The organism is Streptoverticillium reticulum (assembly GCF_047456005.1).
Lineage (GTDB): Bacteria > Actinomycetota > Actinomycetes > Streptomycetales > Streptomycetaceae > Streptomyces > Streptomyces reticulum.
In genome coordinates, this window is the sequence record NZ_CP179755.1 from 7,461,796 (window position 1) to 7,482,481 (window position 20,686).

Consider the following 20,686-nt stretch of genomic DNA (forward strand, 5'->3'; position numbering starts at 1 on the left):
GGTCCCGGCGGTGCTCGCGCACGCGATCCACCTCGCCCAAACCCCGCCGACCGGACCGGTGTTCGTCTCGCTCCCCATGGATGACATGGACGTCGAACTGGACGGCAAACAGGTCGCCGATATCCGTGTCCTCCGCGACCGGACTGTCGTTGCGTCCAACGCCGAGTACGGCATCCTCAAGCAGTTCGGCGTCCTCGAACACACTCCCGGCGTGCCCGGCCTGGACCTGCCGGGCCTGGATGTCGTCGCCACTGCCATCAGCTACGGGGTGGACGCGCACACCGCCCACGACACCGATGAGCTGGCGAGCCTGCTCCGTTCCGGAACCGCCGACCGTGAGCGCCCCACACTCATCAACATCCGCACCACCAAGGTCAGCGTCTAGCCAGTGCCATACCTCGCCAGCCCGGCCGGGCTGGCGTCGGTCCGCCGGGTTGCCCGCGCGACCGGCTCGTCGAGGTGCCCGTAGATTCCAGTGTGGACGTCCTCGCCACCCCATACGGAGGTGGAGAAGCCGTCGACGTCAGCGGAGTTGTAGCAGGCCCGGGCCGCATCCGCTGCATGCGAGGCTTCGCCATCGCCCATGACGGAATTCTCGTCATGGCTCAGAGAGAACAAATCTTCCGGGATGGGCATGTGGGCAGAAGCGGTCGAGTCCGGCGAACGGGCCGCCTGGGCCCGCGCGTACGGGGGTCCAGGCGGCCGGTGGGTTTTTAGGGGCTGACCACATTCCAGCGTTCGGCCGGGATGTCCTGGCACTTGTAGAGGTTGACGACGCCGTGGTCGGCGTCGGGGGCGAGCAGGCACAGGTGGTTGGCTTCGTTGCGGTAGCGGATGGATCCGTCCGGGTATGCCTCGGCGAGCCAGCGCTGGCCGGCTCCGGCGACGCCGCGGGCGTCGTCGCACGTGTAGAGCAGGGCGCTTGTCCGGGTGGTGGCGTGGACGTCCTGGCTGCCCAGGCACTGGTTGGTGCCGCTGAGGCTCTGGATGCGGACCAGGTTGTCGCCCCGGCTGATCCGCTGGATGTTCCAGCCGAAGTCCTGCTTCTCATAGAACAGCCAGTAGATCCACCACGAGCGGGGCGGTGTGGGCTGGGTGTAGACGAAGGTCCCCGGAACGTTGCCGGCCCGCCGCAGCCGGCCACCGAGCCAGGAGGATTCCAGGCGGATGTTGTCGCCCGTAGTCTGCCAGCCCGTGGGGGGAGAGGTGGCGTTGTCCCACCACAGCTGCGTGGCGCTGTCGGTGCACGGGGCGGCGGTCACCGTCGTGCCGTTCGGGGTGAGGCAGAGCCCGGGGACGGCCACATTGCGCCAGCGCTGCGGCCCGCCGTTGTCGTCGTTCCAGGCCGGCGGGTCATCGAGGTGGGCTATGGTCCACTGCGCGCGCGGATCGTCACACTTGCCGGCGACAACCGGAGTGGATGCGGCCCGGCGGGCGCTGGGCGCGATCGCGATGCAGTCACCCGTCGTGACGTTCCGCAGGTAGTGGGTGAGCGCGTCGGTGGTGAACATCTGGAAGGTCTGGTCGCTGTTGTAGCGGGCGCCCCCGATGGTGATCGAGCGGTTCAGGTTCTCCTGCAGCAGACCGCCGGTCGGGGCGGCCAGCACGCTGCGGAAGACGTGGGACGGGAGCGGTGCCCGGACCGGCGGCGGGGTGCGGGCAAACTCAACAGGCACGTGGTCGGACCCGCCGCCCCGGGGAACGGTCGCGTTAAACCCTCCCGGCACGCCGCGCGTGATCGCGTAGTCCAGCTCGCTCGGGGTGTCGCCGAGGTACGTCACCTGTCCGGTGCGCAGCAGGGTCTCATCCGCGCGCAGATGCAGCGAGTCGCGGGCCTGGCCGTTGGTCCGGTTGAGAATGTTCACGTTGAAATCGCCGACCAGCACCCAGTTCCGGCCGTCGGTGGCGGCGAAGTCGCGGACCTGGTCGAGCAGTCCGGGGCGAGTGCCTTGCCGCACCACGTCCTCGCCGCGGGCATGGGTGTTCCAGTACCAGGTGTTCCCGAACCGCAGACCCAGCAGGGGGCGGGCCCGGTAGCGGTTGTTGGGGGCGTTGGGGTCCGAGTTGTAGGACGGGTTCTCCAGCACGCGGACGTCATCGGCGACAGTGTCGGTGACGAACGCCAGGTTCATCTGGCCGCCGTCCCAGGTGTCCTGGGTCGTACCGGCGACCCGGCGCGGATCGGTCTGCAGGAAGTACACGTACCGGTTGCTGCCGTTCGGGCCGCCCGCCCAGGTCACCCGCTGGACGGAGCTGGGCTGCGGGTTGCGGTTGGGGGTGAGGCGGATCTGGCGGAACTCGTTGCGGTCGTTGTCATGTGCGGGCAGCGGCGGCCCGGCGCCGGCCTCCTGCAGTGCCACCAGCGGGTTGGTCGCGGCCAGCGGCGCGACCTCCGAGGTCCAGCGTGAACCGTTGTCGGAGCCGTGCATGTTGTACGTGGCGAACGGCGAGGATCCGTCGCCGTTCACGGCCCGCGCCGTGCCGGTGGCCGTGACGATGCCCGCACAGGCCAGCAGGAATGCCGTCATGAGGGACGCGAGCGGGCGTAATCGCCGGGCTCTGCCCGGCGGGTGGGCGTCGGCGCCGGCGCGCCGGAGAATCCGATGAGCGTGCATCAACGTTCCCTTCTGTCGGGACACTTGAGAGCACTGAGCCCGCTGGCCGGCCGGGAACCGGCCAGCGGGACCGGCGTCCAGTCTGGCGATGGCGAACACGTTTGTCACGACCTTGTTCGCAACGAACATGTTCGTTAGCCTGACGGGCATGACAGACCACCCCGCCACGCCCAAAAGCCGCCGGGAGCGTCCCGCCAAGCCCGCGCTGACCCGGGAGGGCATCGTCACGGCCGCCGTGGAGATCATGCGGGCCGAGGGCCTGCAGAAGGTCACCATGCGCCGCCTGGCGCAGGAGCTGGACACCGGCCCGGCCTCGCTGTACGTGTACCTCGCCAGCACCGACGAACTGCACGCGGCCGTCCTGGACCGGCTGCTCGGCACGGTCGGACCGGCACCCGCTGAGGGCACCTGGCGCGAGCGGCTGGAGGCGCTGCTCACCGCATACACCGTGATGCTCTTCGAGCACCCCGCCCTGGCCCGCGCCGCCCTGGTGGCCCGCCCGAGCGGCGAACACTACCTGCGCCTGGTCGAGACGCTGCTGGCACTGCTGGCCGAGGGCGGCGTCCCGGCCGCGCAGGCGGCCTGGGGCGTGGACGTCCTGCTGCAGCACGCCACCGCGACCGCCGCCGAACACGCCACCCGGGCCCAGTCGGCCGGCACAGAGGCCGACTGGAACGCCCTCACCCGCGCCCTGCGCGACGCCTCCCCCGACACCCACCCGCAGATCGCCGCGCTCGGCCCCCTACTGCTCGCCGGGACTCCGCAACAACGGCTCTCCTGGGGCTTCCAGATGCTGCTCACCGGCATCACGCACACACCCACCCCGGCCCCGGCGGACGAGCCGCTCGCCTGACCAACGGCCGTCCCCGCAACCCTGGGCGGGTGAACTCGCCACCCGCCGCGAGCCGCAGGAGCGAGAACGAGTCGCCCCGGGCGGAGCTCAGCAACTCCTTCGTCCAGACCCCCGGCACCCGCCCGCCGTCGTCGCGGGTCGCCGCCATCCAGCCGACAGGGCTGAAGGTTGATATGTGGCCGGCCATTTCCCTCCTCTTCTCTCCTCCGTTGTACCAACAATCCTGCCGCGGGGGCCTCATCCGGGGAACGGGACGACAGTGTTCAGGGGAGCGCAACGTGGCAGGGGTTAGGGCGTGTCCGATGGGTCAGCGAGCTGCCGTGCCGGGCCAGTTGACTGCACTGACTCGTTGGCCAGCTCGACTCAGCGAAGGCTGATCAGGGGCAGCAGTCGCGTGTCCGACGTCGAAGGCGGCTACCGGCGTTCGTGGGCCCCTGCCACGGCCGCGTAAGCCCGAGGAGCCGGTGTGCCCTCGCACCTTCGTGAACCATCGGGCCGGGTGCCGCGTCGTTCTGGTGCGGGGCTCGTGTCGGGTGGAGCTGGGCGGGGGAGAGCAGGGGACAGATGACGGCAGGTGAAGTGATCGGTTTCGTGCTGGCCGTGTTGGCGGGTCTGCTGTGTCTGTGGGGCGGTGTGCGGGAGGCGCGGCTGCAGGCGCGGGTGCGTCGGTACGGCGTACACGCCGAGGGGGTGGTGGTGGACCAGGGGCTGGCGCCGTCGGACGATTATTTGACGCCCGTCATCGAGTTCACCGACCAGCAGGGCCGACCCGTCAGGTTCACGCCCGTGGCGACGGGGAAGCGGATGGGGATAGACCTTGGAACCCAGGTGCCGGTCGTCTATCTTCCCGAACACCCCGAAAAGGCAAGGGTGTTCACCAGGAAGCACCTCCGACCTACGATCATCGGCCTGCTTACCGGAAGCGTGCTTTTCCTCGGGGCCGCGATTTGGATCGTGCTCACCCGCTGAACTTGTTCTCCACGTGGCGCCATGTCATGGCAATTGATGTCGACGGCGTCTTCTTCGCCTCCAGGGCGGCGCTGCCCCATCTGCGCCGCGTCAGGGGCCGCATCGTCAACGTCGGCTCGGTGTCCGGGCTCGGGGCGGACTGGGGCCTGGCCGCCTACAACGCCGCCAAGGGGGCGCTGGTCAACCTCACCAACGCCATGGCGCTCGACCACGGCCACGAGGGCGTGCGCGTCAACGCCGTGCACCCGGGCCTCACCCGCACCCCGGTGGCCGCGCCCATCGTCGAGAACGAGGAGACGCTCGCCGCGTTTCGCCGTCGCATCCCTATGCTGCGCCTTGCAGAGCCGGCCGAAGTCGCCGATGTCATCGCCTTCCTGGCCGGCTCCGACGCCCGTTTCGTCAACGGCGCGCACATTCCGGTCGACGGCGGGCTCGGCGCTTCCAACGGTCAACCGCGCATGTTCTGACCACCTGCCCGGCACGTCGACCCCGGCCAGTTCGCGACTTGCTGCCCCAGATCCACATCAACATCGCAGACCCCGGCATGACCGCAACCGGCCTTAGCAGCGGACAGGGACCAGTGCTCCTCCGCGAGCGGTCTCGCGGGTGACGCCTCGTACCAGGCGGCGTGCTGATCCGCTCACTCCGGAACGCGGAGCGGCCGCAGGGCAGTTGTCCTGCGGCCGCTATTGCTGTGGCGCTGCGCCGGGTTTCAGGAGCGGCTTCCGCGTGCCGCCGCGTGGCGGTCGAGGAGCTGCTGGTCGTAGAGGCTGTCGGGCAGGAAGTGCTTGCCGTCGGACTCGATCTGACCGTCGCTGCCGTTCATGAGGGTGCCGGTGCAGCCGATGGCCCAGTTGTGGGCGGTCGGGGGTTCCTGGGCCATGTACTGCTGGGTGGTGCAGTTGTAGGCGGTGCTGTTGGCGTCGGACCAGCCGTGGCCGCTGCCGCGGCTGCCGTTGTTGACGAGCAGCAGTGAGCCGTCGATCTGTACGTTGTCGTAGAGGGTGCCGCTGCCCCAGCGCTCGTGGCCGCCTGCGTCGTAGGTCTTGTCCACCAGGGTGGCCTTGCAGCGGGAGAAGACGTTGGGGCCGGACTGGCGGCCGTAGGTGGAGAAGGCGTGGATCATGGGTGCCGTGACGGCGCAGTCCTGGACCAGGTTCTGCTGGCCCTGCAGGAGGTAGGCCTCCGAACGGGCCGAGGAGTCCGTGGTGTTGAAGTCCAGCGCCTGGGTGTGCAGCACCGAGATGCGGCGGCTCTGCGGGCCGAGGAACGTCTGGCCGCTGCCGCCGAAGTGGCGCCAGGTGACGCCTGTGATCCAGGAGTCCTGGACGGCGTTGAACTCCCAGGGGGCGGCGTTGTAGAAGGACTTGGCGTAGTCCGGGTCACCGCTCATGGCCTGGCCGTCCAGGGCCAGGTTCTCGACGCCGACGTGGTCGATGCGCGGGAAGGTGTACTTGTAGACCGTGGCCTGGGTGTACTGCTTCTCCAGCGCCGTCGTCAGGGGGATGTCGAGGGTGACCTTGTTGCCGTGGACGGCGGTGATCTTCCGCTCGGAGCGCAGGCTCCAGTTGGGTGTCCACGCGTCGGTCATGCCGAGGGCGTCGATCCAGGCCTGCGTGGTCGGGCGCTCGACGACGACCTCGTCGCCGGCGTTGAGCCCGGCGGTGCTGCCCAGGGTCAGGGTGGTGCCGCCGACGGGCACGTAGTCGTCGGTCACCTGCTGCGCGGTGCCGACGGGCGTGTAGCGGGACTTGTCCCCGATGGTGACCAGTGTGCGCACCGAGGGCTGGTCGGCGACGAGTGTGGTGGAGTCGGTGCCCGAGCCGCGCAGGACGACGCCGCTTGCGCCGAGGTGCAGCTGCCCGGCGATGTGGTACTGCCCCGGCGCGAGCTGGACCGCGCCCCGGATCCCGTCGGCGCCCTGCGGCAGGGCGGCCACCTTGTCGATCGCCGCCTGCACGGCCGCGGTCGCATCCCCCGTGCTCGGCGCCGGGACGGTCGCCTTGACGGGCGCCTTCGGCAGCGCCACGCCGCCGCCCTCGTACCCGGCGGAGGAGTAGTCGGGGATCCGGTTGCCCTGCGCGTCCTGCCCGTAGGCCAGGTGACCGTCCTTCAACGCCAGCCACGCACCGCCCGTGGGGCCGGACGCCGTGCCGCCGCCCTGGCTTGCGGGGGCCTTTCCGCTCGCGCCGGCCGTGGCCGCCGTCGCGTGCTGCTGGGCCAGGCCCAGGCCCAGGCCGCCGGCCAGTGCTGCTGCCGCCACGGCGGTCGACACGGCGTGACGCCGCGATATGCGAACTCTGTCCCGTGCCACGGGACACCTCCTTGCTCTCCGTACCGGCCGGCGAGTGGGCTCGTCGGCCGTGAGCAGGCTCCCGGACGGGGAATGGCGAAACGTTGACGGAAAGTTGACGGCGGGGGAGGGGGGGGCGAAAACGGGCCGGTGGGTGTCCTCCCGCCACGAGGCGGGAGGACACCCACCGGGTCCCGATGCATGCGCCTGGTCTGCGTCAGACCTTCTGGTGGTTGTGCATCATGATGTAGCGGGCGAATGCGATGAATCCGGACATGGTGGTGAACTGTCGGCCGGCCACCTGGAGCACGCCGCCGCCGAGGTTGTTCATCTGCTGGTAGATCCACCGGGAGATGCGGTCCCAGTTGTTCTCCAGCTCGACGTTGTCCGGCCCCATCTGAGCCGTCCCCCGGGCGTTGATGGCGTTGTAGACGGTGTCGTAGATGCGGCCGAACCGGGCGGCCTCGGAGGTCATCGCGATGGTCTGGATGAGACCGATGCTCAACTGGCCGCGGTTGCCGCCGTTGTTGAGGTAGGACGTGGTGTTCTGAAGTCGGCGCAGAGCGTCGCGTGCGCCCGGGCCGCTGAACGAGTATCCGGCGCGGTCGGTCGCGCCGCCGCCGGGCATGGTGGCGTAGTTGCCGTCCCAGGGCAGGAGGTTCACGCCGACGCCCAGAATGCGCGTCATCTCCTGCGGCCAGACGCCGCTGAAGGCGTAGTGCCCGCCGTTGGGCACCCAGTAGCCCGCGAAGTACAGGTTGTCCGCCCACAGGTAGAGCGACATGACCTGCTGGCGGTTTTCATTGACGCGGATCTCGATCAGGCGGGCGCCGTCGCCGGTCGTCTCGTCCACGGAGTTGACGTAGTGGTGCCCGGCGGTGTTATGCAGCGCGTTCACCATGTTGTAGTAGTTGGAGGCCGCGTTGCCGCCTCCGTTCTCCAGGCCCGTGATGTCCCAGTCGATCTTGGTCCAGTTGCTGCCGGGGTCGGCCTGGGCCGTGGTCCCCGTCAGGCCGACCAGGCCGAGGGAGATGGCGAAGGCCACGATCAGGGCACCCACGCGCTGGAAGACTGCGCGGGCGCCCCGAGACGGCGACAGAGGTTTACGGGGGTAAAGCTTCATGGTGCTCCTTGTGCGGGCGGCGGCTTCGTTTGGGGCCGAGGCCGCCGCTCGACCTGACGGTCCCCGGGCGGGGAACTTCGCCATCATGCCGAGGGGCGGTTGCCAAAAAATTGGTGAAAGATTGACGAAGGGTTGGCGTGATTTGCAGGAGCGCAGGACCCCGTTTTGGTGAGGCGGCTTACGTCGGGTAACTTGCGTCAGCATTTTGTCTTGTATGTGTGGGCGCTGAGGGGTACGTAATGGCGGAGGCAGAGGGCACCGCCTTGAGGTTCGCGGTGCTCGGCCCGGTGCGCGCCTGGCGAGGGGAGACCGTGCTGGACCTCGGCAGCCCCCAGCAGCAGGCGGTACTCGCCACGCTGCTGCTCCACCACGGCCGCCCGGTCGGGCGCGACGAGCTGCTGTACGCGGTGTGGGGAGAAGAACTGCCCGCCTCGGCGGTGGGCACCCTGCGCTCATACGTCTCCCGACTGCGCCGCAACCTGCGGCCGGCGAGCGGCACCGGCCCACTGGTCTCGGCCGGCGGAGGCTACGCCCTGGAGACGGGGGCCGATGCCCTCGACGCCGACGTCCTGGAGGACGTGCTCACTGCGGCCGGACGGGCCCGGTCGGCCGGGGAACACCGGCGGGCTGCTGAACTCCTCGTCCGGGCGCTGGACCTGCCGCAGGGCACCCCGCTGGCGGGGGTGCCGGGGCCGTTCGCCGAGCGGGCGCGCGACCGGCTGGCCGAGTTGCTTCTGGGCGCCGAGCAGCAGCTGGCGGAGATCAGGCTGGAGCTCGGGCGTCACACGGAGGCCGTTCCGGCTCTGGCCGGCTTGGTCAGGCAATACCCGTTGCGGGAGCGGCTGACGGAGCTGCTGATGCTCGCCCTGTACCGCTCCGGCCGCCAGGGCGAGGCGCTCGGTGCGTTCCTGGACACCCAGCGGCACCTGGACGACGAACTCGGGGTCGCACCCGGCCCGGAACTCCAGTCGCTCTACGAGCGGATCCTGCGCGCCGACCCCGTTCTCGCGGCTCCGCAGCCGGAGGTCGAGCCGGCCGCCATCGCAGCATCCGCACCTCTGTCCGGCTACCTGGCCCCCCGGCTGCTGCCGCAGCCGCCCGCCGGATTCGTCGCCCGGAACGAGGAACGACAGCAACTCGACGAGGCGTGCGCCGAGGACGGGTCACGGACGCCGCGCCTGATCGTCGTCGCCGGGGCGGCCGGGAGCGGCAAGACCTCACTGGTCGTCCACTGGGCGCACACCGCAGCCGACCGGTTCCCCGACGGCCGGCTCTACGCCGACCTGCAGGGCTTCGACCCGCGCGGCCCCGCCGACCCCGCCGGGATCCTGCACGCCTTCCTGCGTGCCATGGGCGTACCGGACGACGAGATCCCGGCCGCCACCGAGGCACGCTCCGAACTCTTCCGCGACCGCATACGCGGCCGCCGCCTGCTCGTCGTCCTCGACAACGCCCGGTGCGCCGACGACATCACCCCCTTCCTCTGCGACGGCGGGCCCGTGCGCACCGTGGTGTGCAGTCGGCACGCCCTGGGCGGACTGGTTCTGCGGGAAGAGGTGACCTACCTGCCGGTCGGCGCCTTCACCGCCACCGCCGCCCACGAGCTCCTGCGCCAACGACTGGGTGACGAACGCACGTTGAAGGACCCCAAGGCGGCGCGCCGCCTGGTCGAGCTCTGCGACTTCCTGCCCCTCGCGCTGAGCATCGCCCTCGCCCGGCTGGTCATGCACCCGCAGTGGTCGGTGGCCGACCTCGTCGCCGAACTGGAGGACGAGCAGGCGCGCCTGGGCGCACTGGGGCTCTCCGGCGACCGCAGCGTCCAGCGCGAACTGGGCCTGAACCGACGCCACTTGCCGCCCGCAGCCGCCCGGCTGCTGCCGCTGCTCGCTCTCCACCCCGGCCCCGAGACCGACGCCCTGACCGCCGCCGTACTCCTCGACGACGTGTCGGCCACCGGCCGGCAGGCCCTGGCGGACCTGGCCGCACTGCACCTGCTCACCGAATCCCGCCCCGGCCGCTACCAGGCACACGACCTCGTGCGCCTCTACTGCGGTCAGTTGCTCGAAGAGGAGCTGACCGTCCGCGATCGCGAACGGGCCACGCAGCGCCTCGCCGACTACTACCTGGCCGCGACCGCCGTGGCCAACACCGTCGTCTTCGGGGACCCCCTCATCCCCTTCCCTCCGGTGGGCGGACCGCCGCGGGCCCTGCCCCGGATCGACGACACCCGGGACGCGCTGCGCTGGTGGGGACCCGAAGCGGCGGTGATCCGCAGGCTCATCGACATCTGCGCCGCGTCGCGCGACCACGAACGTGCCTGGCGGCTGGCCCACAACACCGCCGGCTACTACGCGTGCACCGACATCAGCGCCTGGCTCGAGTGTGCGACTCTCGGTCTGTGCGCCGCTGAACAGCTGCAGGACCCGGCCACATCGGCCCGGGCCCATACGCTGATGGGCATCGTCCTCGGCCAGCTCGACCGCCCCCGAGAGGCACAGCCGCACCTGGAACGCGCACTCCGGCTGCACCAGCCCGGTGATCGCCGGCGCATCCTCACCACCGGCATGCTCGGCAGCGTCCACCACGACCTGGGCCGTGCCGATCTCGGACAGCAGTGCTTCGCCGAGGCCCTTGAGACGGCCCGCGCCACCGGCGACGCCTTCATGGAGGCATTCGTCCTGCACCGCATGTGCATGGCGGACATGGCCGTCGCTCCGCCCGAGGAGATACTGCACCGCGCTCGCCACGTGCGACGGCTCCTGGCCGAGCGGCCGCAGGCCCAGATGGCCCTGGGCATGCTCGGCTTCGAAGCCCACGCCTTGGACCGGCTCGGCCGCACCGCGGAGGCCGAGAGCACCTGGCGCCGCGTCATCGAACTGAGCGGTGATGCCGGCGACGACCATCTCCACGGGCTCGCCCAGTCCCAGTTCGCCGCGTTCCTCGAAAGCCACGGGCGTGCCGGGGAAGCCGCCGCGCACCTCGATGTGGCAATCGCCTTGTACCGCAAGCGGGAAGACGGCCGTACCGTCGCCGCGCTCACCCGGCGGCTCACCACCCTCGGCCCCACCGGCCAGATCCTCGGTTGAGGGCCGTCTACGGACAACTCCTGGGTTTCCGCCGGCCGGTGCAGGCGCGCCCTGCCGGAACCAGCCGTTCGCCGGAGCCCGTGGTCGCCGTGGGGCTCACGAACAGGGCAAAGGCGGAAGGACTCCACGGCCGTCCGGCGGTATTGATGTGGCGGCAGCTGGTGGACGGCATCCGGTGTCGGACCCGGTCCGGGTCCGACACCGCAGGAAGCCCGGCTCCCGTGGCGGGTCGCCCGCCGACGTTTGCCGGGACCGACTACCGCGAGCGCCACGACCACCTGCGCGACGACCGCGGAGACTGAGGCTACTGCTGGGTGTAGTTGAGAGGGTCGGTGAGGGTGATGTCCGTGCCCTTGGTGTCCAGGATGCCGATCAGTTTGCCGTTGGTCGTTCCGTTGTAGGGGGTGTACGGGAAGCACGTCTCGGCAGGCCAGGCGCCGGGGCCGCACGTCCACTCGGGCTTGACCCAGATCGCCGCGCGCTCGCCGCCATTGCCGGTCAGGTTGAAGGTGGTGCAGTACCCGGACTGGACATTGGGGACCCAGGTCTTCCGGTCGATGAGCTCCACGGAGACCGCGATGGGTCCGAATCGGCCCGGGCCTGCCTTGTTGCACAGCTTGAGCTGGTGGGGGGTGACGGCGTTGGCCGGGCCGACGCCGACGAGGCTGACCGCTGCGGCGGTGGCGCCGAGGACTGCCAGCGTACGGGCGGTCCGCCGCTTGGTTGCGGTGAGTTTCATGGTGCTCCTCGTGCGTGCCCGATGGGGCGTGTGGTCCATCGGGCGATCGGTGCGCTGAAGCGCGCAGGACCACCTTCCTCTTCCGGTGTTGCCAAGACATTGGCGGAAGGTTGGCGCCGGATTGGCGGACGACACCGCCTCCGACTCATCGGGCAGAAATAACAGGCCCCATGCGCTGCGGATTCAGCAGAGAAGAAGAAGGCCATCAAGAGCGGGGTGGCTCCGGGTCTGAGTCAGCGGCGCCCCTTCAGGAACGCGAAGCCCTCAAGAGCATCAGTCTCACCGCGACATCGCACGGAAGGCGCTGCGCGAGGTGGAGAGCTCCGCCTCGGCCGTACTGAACCGACTGGGCACTCGGCGATGTTCGCCGCCCCACTGGAGCGTCCCGTGGGGTCGAGGGCGGCCGTCCGGGACACGGACACGTCCATGCCGGCAAGGCATGGATCCATGCGGGAACGGCGGCTTCTCGTAGACGAGTGGCCCGGCCTGGCCTGGAAGCACCGATCGCCCGGAAGGTGACACGTAACCTTCTTTGTAGGGAAGTTGAGTCTCGGATAAGTGACAGGATGCCCTTCGGCGTGGTGTCTGGCACGGCAAGACCCACTTCGCCCTTCCCTCTTCTTCACCGAACCGACCCCCGACCGGCGAAGGGAATAAGCATGACCGCACCCGACGCCCCTGCGACCAAGCAGGTGCTCCAAGTGCAGGGCAGATCCCGCACATTGACCGTCGTCGGCCGAACGGGGCGGCAGCCGCGACCGATCGTCCTGCTGCTGCACGGCTCGCATCAGACGGCCGCCAAGCTGCGGGCGTTCACCGCCCGCGCCTTCGACCGCCTCGCCGCCGATGGCGCAGCCGTGCTCGCCTATCTCGACGGCTACAAGCAGCACTGGAACGACGCCCGCATCTCGAACCGGTTCGCCGCGCGCACCGAGGGGTACGACGACGTCGCCTTCGTGCGCCATGCCATCGACCTGCTGGTGGGCCGCCACGGCGGTGATCCCTCCCGGGTGTACGTGGTCGGGTTCTCCAACGGCGGGCAGATGGCGATCCGCCTCGTCCACGAGATCCCTGAGCTTCTGGCGGGCGCCACCGTCATCTCGGCCACCCAGCCGGCCGAAGAGAACTTCGCCCCCACCAATCCCGTACACCGCCCGCTGCCGATCATGTTCATCCACGGCACCAAGGATCCGCTCGTGCCCTACGACGGCGGTATGGCCGGTATGTGGGGCTTCCGCCCTCGCGGCCTTGGCCTGTCGGCGCCCCAGAGCGCCCACTACTACGCCCAGCGCAATCAGATCAGTGCTGATCCGGTCACCGAGCAGGTTGGTGGCGCGGACGACGTCGGTGCCGGGCGCCGAAGGGTGACCTCCGTGACGGCACTCCACTACCGTCAGCCCGGCCTGCTTCCCGTCTCCCTCTATACGGTCGACTGCGGCGGCCACACCATCCCCGGCACGAAGAAGGCGCCTCTGCTCATGGGTCGCACCGACCTGACCTTCGACACGGTCGCCGCCGTCGCCGCCTTCCACACCCTGCCCGCCGAAGTCCCGCACCTCGCCTAGCACACGGCTCCACGGTGCCCTGTGCGCAGCCCTGCCGAGAGGATCACTTCGTCTCATGTCCGAACATTCCATCAGTTCGCCGGTTCTCGCCGTGCTTGAGGACATGGCCCGTGTTGTCGCCGGTGTCCGGCCCGAGCAGTCGGCTTTGCCGACTCCCTGTGAGGGCTTCGACGTCGCCGCGCTTCAGCAACATCTGCTCGGCTGGCTGGACTTGTTCCGCGTGGCTCTGTCCGATCCGGCTGGGCGGGACCGCCCGGAGCCGAGTGCGTACCAGGGGCCGAAGGATCCCGAGGCCGCCGCGGCCGAGATCCGTCATGTCGCCGGCACGGTGCGCGCGGCGCTGGAGAACGATGTCGAAAGCGGCAACGTGGACATCCCGCGTCTTGGCGGTGAGCTCCCGGGTGCCTTGGTCATCCACAACCTCCTGGCCGAAGTCCTCGGCCACGGATGGGATCTCGCCAGGGCGACCGGTCAGAGGTGGGATCCGGATCCGGCGATCTGCGAACAGGCGCTCGCCGCCCTCAAGCCCGTACTCCTGCCCGAGTACCGAGGGGCAGGCATGCCTTTCGGTCCGGAGATCGACGTCTCCCCCGACGCCTCGGCGCTGGACCGGTTCGTCGCCTTCACCGGCCGCTCACCCGACTGGGCCGCGAGGGCTCAGGGCTAGGGCTCCGCCCGACCCATCCGAGCGGACTCCCGCCGGTCACCGGTCACTTGCCCTGCACAGTCCAGGCACCGCCCGGAGCAGGACCTTTTCCCCGGCGACACCGCCCAGCGTGTGCTCGCCCTCGGCGATGGTGAGCAGGCTCTTCGGTGCGGGGCTGAGGCGGTAGGCGTCGGTGAACCAGTCCGGTCCGCGCGTGGACAGCGCCGACTGGTCCTTGCCGCCGGCGACGGCCAGTGCCGGGGCGGTCATGGTGGAGTAGTCCAGCCTCATGAAGGGCAGGTGCTCGGCCGCGAACGGGGTGAGCGTCTCACTGGTTCCGGTCGCCACGATCAGCGCGCCCGCCCGGACCGCGGGGTGCGAGAAGTCCTCTCCCGGCACGGCGTCGGCGTCGAGGACGCGGGCTCCCAGGAGCGTGCCGACGCTCTGGGCACCCCACGAGTGCCCGACGGCGGCGATGCGGTCACGCCGCACCCGCGCGCTCAGGCCCTCGATCGCGACCAGCACCTCGTCGAGGTGGTCGAGGACGGCATGCAGGTCGGCGACGCGCACCCGCCAGATGGCGCCGAACCGGGGATCGTCGGTCGGTAATGCGGGGAAGTGGTCAGGGGCGCGAGTCCGAGCGGCCCGGCGGCGGTTCGCTTCAGTCCACCCAAAAGAGCAAGAGCCTCGCCCGATATCGGCGCCTTCCCCACCCGCCCCGCCTGATCGTCAACGGACTGCCGAGGAGCGCCGAGGCGCTGCACTGTTGTGCTCCGCCGACGAGGCTGCAGCATGCACCCGGGCCGCCGCCCCGAGGGCATCACCGTCGGCTGCACGGCAGGCCTCATCATTCCGGCCGTGAGCGAACTGCGCTGCCGGCACCCCGACGCCGCAGTGACGACCGTGCACCTTCCCCTGCGGGAACGGCGCCAGGCCCCGCTGGACCATCGGGTGGACGCCGTGGTCACCCGGCTGCCGTTCGCGACCGACGGTCTGGAGGTCACGCGCCTCTCGACGAATCCCGCCCCGACGGACGTCCGGCCCCCGACGGCTCTCACCGAAGCCTTCGAGGACATGATCGACCTCACCGCTGCCGGACAAACCGTGATCACCACTGTCCCCGCCCACCCTCCGCGCCCGGACCTCACCACCATCCCGCCGGAGGGCGCCGAGCCCAGCCACGTCGTGCTCGCCACCCGTACCCACGACCCCAACCCCCTCGTAACGGCCTTCCGCGCCCACGCCCGATCCCACCTCACCGGCCAAGGCCCGACCGGCCTCCCAGCAGTTTCCAGCGAAATACCGACGGATGATCGATGCTGAGGAAGCGCGGCAGCCGCGGAAGCAGGGCCGTCGATTCACCGGCTACGAAAATCCACGAAGAGTCATCATCCGGACAGATCTGTCGGCGCCCAGACTGTTCTCAGCGGAACAGGGAAAGCTCCAAGAGCATGGACTGGATTGATTGTTCCAGGGGGAATCATGCCGGACAGCGAGGCGAACACGGCGCGAGGCGGAGTGACCTGCGCCGCGCTCCTGGGCGAGGTGGACATCCTGGTGTCCGGTACGCGCCGAAGAGCCTGCTCCCCGGCCTCTTGCTGCCGCACGGTAGCGAGGTGAAGGTCACCGACGGCCTGCTGAAGGCCGTCCGGGGCAACGCACTGTGCGCCGTGCTCGACAAGGTGCTCCGGAACGCCGATCCAGGGCTGTGAACCCTGCTTTCCGTCGATTTCGCCCTGGGTGCTGGACGAGCCCCGAGCGAGTTCCTTCGTCTTCAAAAACCCCGCGAAACTCCCAACAGGCCGTTTGATAATTGAAGGGATCGGCTCCGTGTACTACGCAGTCCTTGGGCCGCTCTGCATGGTCGCCAACGGTGAGACCCGATCCATGCGGTCCCGGAACTCGTCCGTCATCCTGACCACGCTCCTTGTGAACGTGGGAAATATCGTCGCTGTTGACGATCTCATCAGCGAGGTGTGGGCCCGGCCACCACGGAGAGCACGCGACGCGATTTACGTGAACATCTCCAAATTGCGTCAAAAACTTGGCGAGTCGCCACAGGGCAGTGTGTTGCAGAGCCAGTTTCCGGGCTATGTCATGCGGCTCCACGATGAGCAACTCGATCTGCAGTTGTTCCATCGCCATCGGATCGAAGGGCACCGTCTCATGGCGAACGGTGACTACAAGACGGCTGTGGGGGCCTGGAAAGCCGGGCTTTCCCTCTGCCGCGGCGTCCCCCTCGGCGGGGTCTGCCCGGGGCCGATCCTCGGAAGCTTCAACTTGTGGCTGCAACAGTCGCGCGTGGACTGCATCGAGCTGACCGCCTGGTCACAGCTTCGCTCGGGCCAGTGCCACTCGGCGATCGACTTCCTCTCTCAGTATGTGACGCAGTATCCGTTGAACGAGATCCTGTACCAGCAGCTCATGCTTGCATTCTATTTGTCGCACCATCGCGCCCAATCGCTAGGGGTGTTCCAAAGGGCCTGCCGGATACTCGGCGACGAACTCGGTGTCGGTCCCAGCCGGGACCTGCAGATGATGCAGGACATCGTTCTGGCCGACGATGCCGTTCGGGCGGAGCGCGCACTTTCGTCCGCCGTGGCATCGCAAGTGGGCAGCCTGCGGCCGTCGGGCGAGCTCTGGTGCCGGACCAATTCTGTTGGTTAGCGAGCACAACTGGCGGCTGTCGTAGCCGACTTGTCGAGATCCTCCGCCGGTGCAGCTGCGCCGGCTTCATGGACAGGAAAGGAAGACTGTGCCTGCCCTACCCCTTCGCTCCGTTCCCGTGGCGCGGTGAGGACCCCGGACGTGAGCTCGCTGCTGCTCGCCCTCGCCGCCCTCGTCCTCGTCTGCCAGGTGATGGCGGCCCTCGCGCGCCGCCTCGGCCAGCCCTCCGTCGTCGGAGAGATAGTCGGGGGCCTGCTCCTCGGCCCCACCCTGTTCGGGGGCCGGGTCACCGACACGCTCTTCCCGGCCGACACCCGCTCGCTGCTCGGTGCGTTCGCGAACGTCGGTGTGGCGCTGTTCATGTTCCTGGTGGGGCTGGAGTTCGATCCTCGTGTCGTGCGCCGGAGCGCGGGCATGATGGGCTGGCTCTGCGCCGGGTCGCTCGTGGTGCCGTTCGGGCTCGGAGCGTTGCTCGCGTTCCGGCTGCTCGGCGATCACCCGAGCCGGGAGCCGGTGGTGTTCGTGGTGTTCCTCGGCACGGCCATGGCCGTGACCGCCTTCCCCGTGCTCGCCCGGATCATCGTCGACTTCGGTCTGCTCGCCAGCCGGGTCGGCGGGCTCGCGCTGGCACTGGCGGCCGTGGGCGACGTGATCGCGTGGACGGTGCTCGCTGTCGTCGTCCTCGTCGCGGCGGGCGGGCACTCCTGGCACCTGTTGCTGCTCCTTCCGTATGCCGCGGCCATGGTGTTCGTGGTTCCGTGGCTGCTGCGCCGGCAAGTCGTGGGACGGCTGCCCCAGTCGGCGGCCACGCCGCTCGTGGTGGCAGGCGTGCTCGCCTCCGGCGGTGCGACGGAGTGGATGGGACTGCACCTGATCTTCGGCGCATTCCTGTTCGGTCTCGTCGTACCCCGCACCGGGCTGCGCGGGGGGTTCCGGGAAAGACTGGGCACGTCGATCGAGCCGCTGGCGTCGTTCCTCATGCCGATCTACTTCGTGGTCGCCGGGTTCCGCGTGGACCTCTCGCACCTCGATGTCACCGCGATCGGCGAACTGCTGCTGATCCTGCTCGTCGCGGGCGGTGGCAAGCTCCTCGGTGTCTACGGCGGGGCCCGGGCCGCCCGCCTCGACCACCGGTCGGCCGCGATGCTCGCCACCCTGATGAACGTGCGGGGCCTGACCGAGCTGGTGTTGCTGACGGTCGGCCTCTCCCTGGGGATTCTGGATGCCGACCTCTACTCGTTGATGGTCGTGATGGCTGTCGTGACCACGGTCGTGTCCGGTCCGCTGCTCAGGCTGAGCAGCGGTTCGTCGCTGAAGGGTGAGGGAGCACCCGGGGCACGGCTCCCGACGCCGAGCCGGAGCGAAGAGGGCAGGTAGTGCACTCCGTTGCCCGGGCCGAAGGGGGAGGACGGTGATCACGGAGGTCCGCGGCTCGGCCCACGTCCTGGAGCCCTACGGCCCCAGGGACACCACCTGCGCTCCAGCGGCCTGGCGCGGGAAACTGCTTATGCGCGGGACAGGCGAGAGCAGGATCGGCGCCACGGCGGAGACGAAGAGCAGACCGGCCACCCACAGAATGGCGTGTGCGCCGGCGAAGCCGCCGAGCCACGAAGTGACCAGGCCCCCGAGGGAGATGCCACCGAACACCACAGTCCGGTAGCCCGCCACGACCCGACCCAGGAGCCCGTGGGGAGTGACGCTCTGCCGCAGCGTCGCAGTGAGGACATTGTAGATCGCCAGGCCGCCGTTTATGAGGGCCAGAAGGGCGGTGAGGACGACGGCGAGGGACAGGTGCCGCCCCCGGACGGCGGGGATGACCAGGGCGGGAACGGTTCCTACGGCCGCCGCCGAGAGGAAGGCGACGCCGACGGGGAGACGCCGGGTGAGCCAGGGGGTGCCGGCGGCTCCGGCAAGGCCGCCGGCCGCGCCCACTGCGAGGACGGTGCCGACGGCGCCGACGCTGAACCCGAGAACACGGTTCATGTAGACGAGGAACGCGGTCTGGAAGATGGCCCATGCCAGGTTGTAGAGGCTCCCGGCCATGGTCACCGCCCGCATCGGGGGCGAAAGCACGAGGAAGCGCAGCCCGGCGTAGAGGTCCCGCCAGGGAGTACCGACAGCCCGGGGCGGGCTGGTCTCCCGTCGCTTGATGAGCAGGAGGGAAAGGACGGACACGAGATAGGAGCCGGCGTCGAGTGCCAGGCAGAGCGGCGCGGAGAGCAACTGCACGAGCAGTCCGACCAGTCCCGGCCCCGCGACCTCCGCCGCCGCCTGGCTCATGGACACCCGCCCGTTGGCCTGGAGCAGGTCCTCCGCGGCCACGAGCTTCGGCAGGTACGCCACGAGACACAGGTCGAACAGCACGGTGAACGTCCCGATGCCCGTGGCGAGGACCACCAGCCAGGACAGGGTCAGCCACCCGAGTGCCGCAAGGATCGGGACGGCCCCGACGAGCAGCGCGCGGGCGGTATTGGCGATCACCAGCAGCGGGCGGTGCTTTATCCGGTCGACGAGGACCCCGAGCGGCAGCGCCAGGACGAGGAAGGGGAGGTATTCGACGAACCGCAGCAGGCCCAGCCCGGCGGCGTCGGAGCCGACCACGACGAGGGCGGTGATCGGCAGGGCCAGGAGACTGACCTCGGCGCCCAGTATCGAGACCGTCTCGCCCGCCCAGAAGACCTGGAAGTCACGGTTGCGTCGCAGCCCTCTTCGGGGCGGGGCCTGCTCGTCCGGCGTCGTCATCGCGACACCTGCGGTGTCGGCCGGTCCGTACACGAGCGGGTGCCGTGTTCCCCTGCTTGTGTCCGAGCGGGACCTGCCAGCTGTCGCAGGCGGTCGAACGCCTCGCTGAGACTCTCGGGAACCGCGCCGAACGAGAGGCGCACCCGGTCGTCCGTACCCTGCCAGAAACCCGGACCGGGCATCAGCCGTACGCCCACCTCCGACAGTGCCCGGTCGCAGAGCCGCTGGGCACCGGCGTTCCGGTCTGCCAGCTTCAGCCAGAGGAACAGGCCGCCTGCCGGAGGTGCCGCCGCCTCGAAGAAGTCGAGCATGGGGAGGGCCTTCATGGCGATGGCCTGGCGCTCGGCCAGCGTCGGCAGGTTCCCGTCCACCGGCTGTTCCAGCAGGGCCGCCGCCGCTTGCTGAGCCACCGATGACGGGCCCATGCGCAGACGTTCGGCCACTCCGGTGAGTGCTTCGGCAAGCGCCGGCGCCGTGGAGATCCACCCGAGGCGGACACCGGGACAACCGAAGCTCTTCGAGACCGAGTTCACTTTCGCCACGTGGCCGGCGTCGAGCAGATCCTGGTCCTCACGGGGGCGCGTACCCCCGACGATCAGCTCGTCGTACACCTGGTCCATGACGAGCAGCGCGCCGTCGGCGCCGGCTGCCTCGGCGTGCAGGGCTGCGGCGCCCTCGGCGAGGAGGCGGCCGTCGGGATTCGAGGGGCTGTGCAGCAACCGCATCCGTGCCGGGGTGGCACTGTCGGACTCCGCGTTGAGCGGGACGACGGTGGCGCCGAGGTTTTCGAGGATCTCCCGGTAGAAGAGAACACTCGGTGCCTGTACGGCGACCCGGTCGCCGGGGGTCAGGAACGTGTGGGCGAGCAGAAACAGTGCCTCGGTCGCACCGTGGGTCACCACGATGTGGTCCTCGCCCAGCGACAGGCCGTATTTCGCGTTCTCCCGGGCCGCGATCCGGCGCCGGAGTTTTCGCATCCCCTGCGGATCGGGATAGGTCTCGGCGTTGAACGTGACCTGGCCGGTCGATGTCGGGAGGCCGCGCATCAGGGCCTCCGAGAGATCCCACGTGGGCTGTTCGCTGCGCTGCGCCGCACGTGCCTGACGCTCGATCACGGACAGCTCGTGCCATCGGCGGCTCGGCACAATCATTGGCACTCCTCAGGAGTGGGAAGGTGGGGCTCGCAAGCGGTGGTTCCGGCACTGCTCGCCGAGCTTCTGTGAGGTCTCCCCGGGTCACGGAACATGGTCACCACAAGATCTTGATCCACTTCCGGGAACACGCCCTGGGCGTTCTGCCGGAAGTGCCCCGGTCGCTGTGGTCCGGCCGAGCCTCTCGCGCCCATGAGGCGGAGCTGCATGACGTGGCAGCCTCGCCGCATGGGCGCG

Annotated in this window: 16 protein-coding genes and 1 pseudogene; 10 read left to right on the forward strand and 7 right to left on the reverse strand. The window is 69.6% G+C overall.

Annotated features, from left to right (window positions below; all coding sequences use genetic code 11):
• The first annotated feature begins 10 nt into the window (after window positions 1-10).
• On the forward strand, window positions 11-385 hold the full coding sequence (locus tag ACMATS_RS33985) for a hypothetical protein (RefSeq protein ID WP_414170110.1): 375 nt from the start codon (window positions 11-13) through the stop codon (window positions 383-385).
• A 328-nt stretch (window positions 386-713) separates the two neighbouring features.
• Here ACMATS_RS33985 and ACMATS_RS33990 read toward each other — a convergent pair whose 3' ends face one another.
• Window positions 714-2,615 (reverse strand): ricin-type beta-trefoil lectin domain protein, encoded by a 1,902-nt coding sequence (locus ACMATS_RS33990; RefSeq protein ID WP_414170111.1) that lies wholly within the window; start codon window positions 2,613-2,615, stop codon window positions 714-716.
• A gap of 148 nt (window positions 2,616-2,763) precedes the next feature.
• Here ACMATS_RS33990 and ACMATS_RS33995 point away from each other — a divergent pair, with 148 nt between their 5' ends.
• The 3 genes from ACMATS_RS33995 to ACMATS_RS34005 all read left to right on the forward strand — a co-directional run bounded on the left by ACMATS_RS33995 (window position 2,764) and on the right by ACMATS_RS34005 (window position 4,904).
• Window positions 2,764-3,468, forward strand: a complete 705-nt coding sequence (locus ACMATS_RS33995) for a TetR/AcrR family transcriptional regulator (protein WP_414170112.1) — start codon at window positions 2,764-2,766, stop codon at window positions 3,466-3,468.
• A 564-nt stretch (window positions 3,469-4,032) separates the two neighbouring features.
• Entirely contained in the window at window positions 4,033-4,437 is a 405-nt protein-coding gene (locus tag ACMATS_RS34000; RefSeq protein WP_414170113.1) for a DUF3592 domain-containing protein, read from the forward strand.
• 2 nt (window positions 4,438-4,439) lie between these two features.
• Entirely contained in the window at window positions 4,440-4,904 is a 465-nt protein-coding gene (locus tag ACMATS_RS34005) for an SDR family NAD(P)-dependent oxidoreductase (RefSeq protein WP_414170114.1), read from the forward strand.
• Between the two features lie 245 nt (window positions 4,905-5,149).
• Here the strand turns inward: ACMATS_RS34005 and ACMATS_RS34010 are convergent, their stop codons facing one another.
• Window positions 5,150-6,712: a peptidoglycan-binding protein gene (locus ACMATS_RS34010; RefSeq protein WP_414170115.1), complete on the reverse strand. Its 1,563-nt coding sequence runs from the start codon at window positions 6,710-6,712 to the stop codon at window positions 5,150-5,152.
• 235 nt (window positions 6,713-6,947) lie between these two features.
• A complete protein-coding gene (locus ACMATS_RS34015; RefSeq protein ID WP_414170116.1) occupies window positions 6,948-7,790 on the reverse strand; it encodes a ribosome-inactivating family protein in 843 nt (280 codons plus the stop codon).
• 302 nt (window positions 7,791-8,092) lie between these two features.
• On the opposite strand from ACMATS_RS34015, the gene ACMATS_RS34020 reads away from it, so the two are divergent.
• A complete protein-coding gene (locus tag ACMATS_RS34020; RefSeq protein ID WP_414170117.1) occupies window positions 8,093-10,939 on the forward strand; it encodes a BTAD domain-containing putative transcriptional regulator in 2,847 nt (948 codons plus the stop codon).
• Between the two features lie 304 nt (window positions 10,940-11,243).
• On the opposite strand, the gene ACMATS_RS34025 is transcribed toward ACMATS_RS34020, so the two are convergent.
• Window positions 11,244-11,678, reverse strand: coding sequence for a hypothetical protein (locus ACMATS_RS34025; RefSeq protein WP_414170118.1), 435 nt, complete (start codon window positions 11,676-11,678; stop codon window positions 11,244-11,246).
• Window positions 11,679-12,337: 659 nt separating this feature from the next.
• On the opposite strand from ACMATS_RS34025, the gene ACMATS_RS34030 reads away from it, so the two are divergent.
• Window positions 12,338-13,243, forward strand: a complete 906-nt coding sequence (locus ACMATS_RS34030; protein WP_414170119.1) for an alpha/beta hydrolase family esterase — start codon at window positions 12,338-12,340, stop codon at window positions 13,241-13,243.
• Window positions 13,244-13,298: 55 nt separating this feature from the next.
• Window positions 13,299-13,910 (forward strand): TIGR03086 family metal-binding protein, encoded by a 612-nt coding sequence (locus tag ACMATS_RS34035; protein WP_414170120.1) that lies wholly within the window; start codon window positions 13,299-13,301, stop codon window positions 13,908-13,910.
• Between the two features lie 81 nt (window positions 13,911-13,991).
• Here ACMATS_RS34035 and ACMATS_RS34040 read toward each other — a convergent pair.
• A pseudogene (locus tag ACMATS_RS34040) lies at window positions 13,992-14,489 on the reverse strand (chlorophyllase); the annotation flags it as partial.
• Window positions 14,490-14,681: 192 nt separating this feature from the next.
• Here ACMATS_RS34040 and ACMATS_RS34045 point away from each other — a divergent pair.
• From ACMATS_RS34045 to ACMATS_RS34055, 3 genes are all read left to right on the forward strand, one after another.
• Complete coding sequence (locus ACMATS_RS34045; RefSeq protein ID WP_414170121.1) at window positions 14,682-15,212, forward strand: hypothetical protein; 531 nt, start codon at window positions 14,682-14,684, stop codon at window positions 15,210-15,212.
• Between the two features lie 507 nt (window positions 15,213-15,719).
• Window positions 15,720-16,556: an AfsR/SARP family transcriptional regulator gene (locus ACMATS_RS34050; protein WP_414170122.1), complete on the forward strand. Its 837-nt coding sequence runs from the start codon at window positions 15,720-15,722 to the stop codon at window positions 16,554-16,556.
• Window positions 16,557-16,697: 141 nt separating this feature from the next.
• Window positions 16,698-17,933, forward strand: coding sequence for a cation:proton antiporter (locus ACMATS_RS34055; protein WP_414170123.1), 1,236 nt, complete (start codon window positions 16,698-16,700; stop codon window positions 17,931-17,933).
• Window positions 17,934-18,008: 75 nt separating this feature from the next.
• Here ACMATS_RS34055 and ACMATS_RS34060 read toward each other — a convergent pair whose 3' ends face one another.
• Window positions 18,009-19,298, reverse strand: a complete 1,290-nt coding sequence (locus tag ACMATS_RS34060; protein WP_414170124.1) for an MFS transporter — start codon at window positions 19,296-19,298, stop codon at window positions 18,009-18,011.
• The gene (locus ACMATS_RS34065) at window positions 19,295-20,449 is read right to left on the reverse strand and encodes a pyridoxal phosphate-dependent aminotransferase (RefSeq protein WP_414170125.1); all 1,155 of its coding nucleotides are present in this window, start codon (window positions 20,447-20,449) and stop codon (window positions 19,295-19,297) included. The genes ACMATS_RS34060 and ACMATS_RS34065 overlap by 4 nt, the downstream gene beginning before the upstream one ends.
• Window positions 20,450-20,686 lie beyond the last annotated feature (237 nt).

Coding starts and splice junctions, on each gene's coding strand:
- ACMATS_RS33990 (WP_414170111.1), bottom strand. CDS start 2,615: ATGCACGCTCATCGGATTCTCCGGCGCGCCGGCGCCGACGCCCACCCG.
- ACMATS_RS33995 (WP_414170112.1), top strand. CDS start 2,764: ATGACAGACCACCCCGCCACGCCCAAAAGCCGCCGGGAGCGTCCCGCC.
- ACMATS_RS34000 (WP_414170113.1), top strand. CDS start 4,033: ATGACGGCAGGTGAAGTGATCGGTTTCGTGCTGGCCGTGTTGGCGGGT.
- ACMATS_RS34020 (WP_414170117.1), top strand. CDS start 8,093: ATGGCGGAGGCAGAGGGCACCGCCTTGAGGTTCGCGGTGCTCGGCCCG.
- ACMATS_RS34025 (WP_414170118.1), bottom strand. CDS start 11,678: ATGAAACTCACCGCAACCAAGCGGCGGACCGCCCGTACGCTGGCAGTC.
- ACMATS_RS34030 (WP_414170119.1), top strand. CDS start 12,338: ATGACCGCACCCGACGCCCCTGCGACCAAGCAGGTGCTCCAAGTGCAG.
- ACMATS_RS34035 (WP_414170120.1), top strand. CDS start 13,299: ATGTCCGAACATTCCATCAGTTCGCCGGTTCTCGCCGTGCTTGAGGAC.
- ACMATS_RS34045 (WP_414170121.1), top strand. CDS start 14,682: ATGCACCCGGGCCGCCGCCCCGAGGGCATCACCGTCGGCTGCACGGCA.
- ACMATS_RS34060 (WP_414170124.1), bottom strand. CDS start 19,298: ATGACGACGCCGGACGAGCAGGCCCCGCCCCGAAGAGGGCTGCGACGC.
- ACMATS_RS34065 (WP_414170125.1), bottom strand. CDS start 20,449: ATGATTGTGCCGAGCCGCCGATGGCACGAGCTGTCCGTGATCGAGCGT.